The organism is Corynebacterium tuberculostearicum SK141, assembly GCF_000175635.1.
Lineage (GTDB): Bacteria > Actinomycetota > Actinomycetes > Mycobacteriales > Mycobacteriaceae > Corynebacterium > Corynebacterium tuberculostearicum_C.
In genome coordinates this window covers 1-1,720 of record NZ_ACVP01000026.1, presented here as the reverse complement: position 1 = coordinate 1,720, position 1,720 = coordinate 1, and the positions used below count along the sequence as shown (strand labels likewise).

Sequence of the window (1,720 nt, the reverse complement as noted above, 5' to 3'; positions counted from 1 at the left end):
GGCGGATTCTAGGGGTCGTTGCAACGATGATGGTTAGTTTGGTTTGATGCTACCGGTTTGTGTGAGGGCGTTGGTCATGACTTCGGCTGGGGTGCGCCAGTTGAGTGCTTTGCGTGGTTTGTGGTTGTGAATGTTGGCGATCATTTCTAGGTCCTCGGCGCTGTAGATGGACAGGTCGCTGTTTTTGGGAAGGTTTCTTCTGAGCCTGCCGTTGGTGTTTTCGTTGCTGCCGCGTTCCCATGGTGATCCTGGATGGCAGAAGTAGATGGGAATGTCAGTGGCCATGGTAAAAGCTTTATGGCCAGCCATTTCGCTTCCTTGGTCCCAGGTAATTGATGACCAGATAGCTTTATCGATTCCTGCAACTGCCTTGTGCAGGGCTGTGAATACTTCTTTGCTGGTATGCCTTCCCGGTAGGTGGCCAAGGACAACAAATCGGCTAACACGTTCTACTAGCGTGATTACCGCTGATTGGTTGTTTTTACCGAGGATGAGGTCGCCTTCCCAGTGGCCTGGCAAAATACGTTCACTTACCTCATCTGGCCGGTCGTCTATGAGGATCATGTCGTCGACGAAGCGTTGCTGGGCAGGTGTGCTGGAGCGGGTTTGGCGTTTCTTGCGTTTCTTTCTACCGGTCGGCAAGTCCAGGCCAAGGTCTTTGAGTCTTCCTTTGGCCTGCAGGTAAAAGGCGTCATAAATCGTTTCGTGACTAATGCGCATGTCCTTATCAGTGGGGTAATCGATGGGCAGGCGATTAGAAATCTCCTCAGGTGACCATTGTGCCCGCAATTGTGCGCATACATAGTCCCATAGTCTTTTGTTGGCTAGTAGTTTCGGTATTTTCGGCCGCAACCTCCGCGCACAGGCCTTTAACTGGGCTGTTTCTGCACGATACGGGCCTTCCGCACTGTGGTTTCTGCGTACTTCACGCTGAATTGACGATGCACTTCGCCCTAAACGGCGCCCAATCTCACGCAGTGGCACATCTTCGCGGAGAAGATCGGCGATGATGACGCGTTCTTCGAAGCAAATGTAGCGATTGCTGATGCGTTTATACGGATCTACCCCGCTAGGTAAGGCGGGAGGGGCAAGCCTTCCGGATTCGATGACATCATGGCGTTGGCGCAGCGCTTTCATAAGTCTGTTATACGTGCTGGCGTCTTCGCCGACGGGTATGAACTCTTCTCGTCGACCCTGGGATTTGGTGAGTCCTTTTTCGAAATCTAAACGCAGTCGACGATCAATTCCTACTGCCGTGCCAGCATCACCACCAGGCAGGCTCGCCAGCCGAAGGCGCAGGTATTCCACTCTTAACTGCGTCTGGCGGACTTTCCGAGCATACTGACTTAACCGGATATGGCACCCAGCTTCCGTAGCTACGGCATACGCAGCGGTAAGATGCATCCCACATCTTTTAGCAGCTTGGCGTACCGACAGTCCGCTTCGGACTAGCTCTACAAGCTGGACAGCCTGGCTGCCGCGGCGATCAACTCGTTTGGCTTTATACACGACTGGCAATCCAAAGGCATGGCAAAAATTCAAAGCATGCCCGTAATGACAGCCAAGCTCACCAGCCGCCGAACGGACACTACGCCCACTGCCAACCAAGGCAACTAAGCCACGACGATCCGATTCAGACAACGAATGAAACGGGCCAACAACCCCAGACACAACAACACCCTCCTAAGGGAAAGTGTTGCAACGACCCTCTGAACTCAAG

1 protein-coding gene is annotated in these 1,720 nt (G+C 53.1%); it reads right to left on the bottom strand.

Annotation, left to right across the window (positions count from 1 at the left end; all coding sequences use genetic code 11):
* Positions 1-33 precede the first annotated feature (33 nt).
* Complete coding sequence (locus tag CORTU0001_RS08915; protein ID WP_005329153.1) at positions 34-1,671, bottom strand: IS30 family transposase; 1,638 nt, start codon at positions 1,669-1,671, stop codon at positions 34-36.
* Between the last annotated feature and the right edge of the window lie 49 nt (positions 1,672-1,720).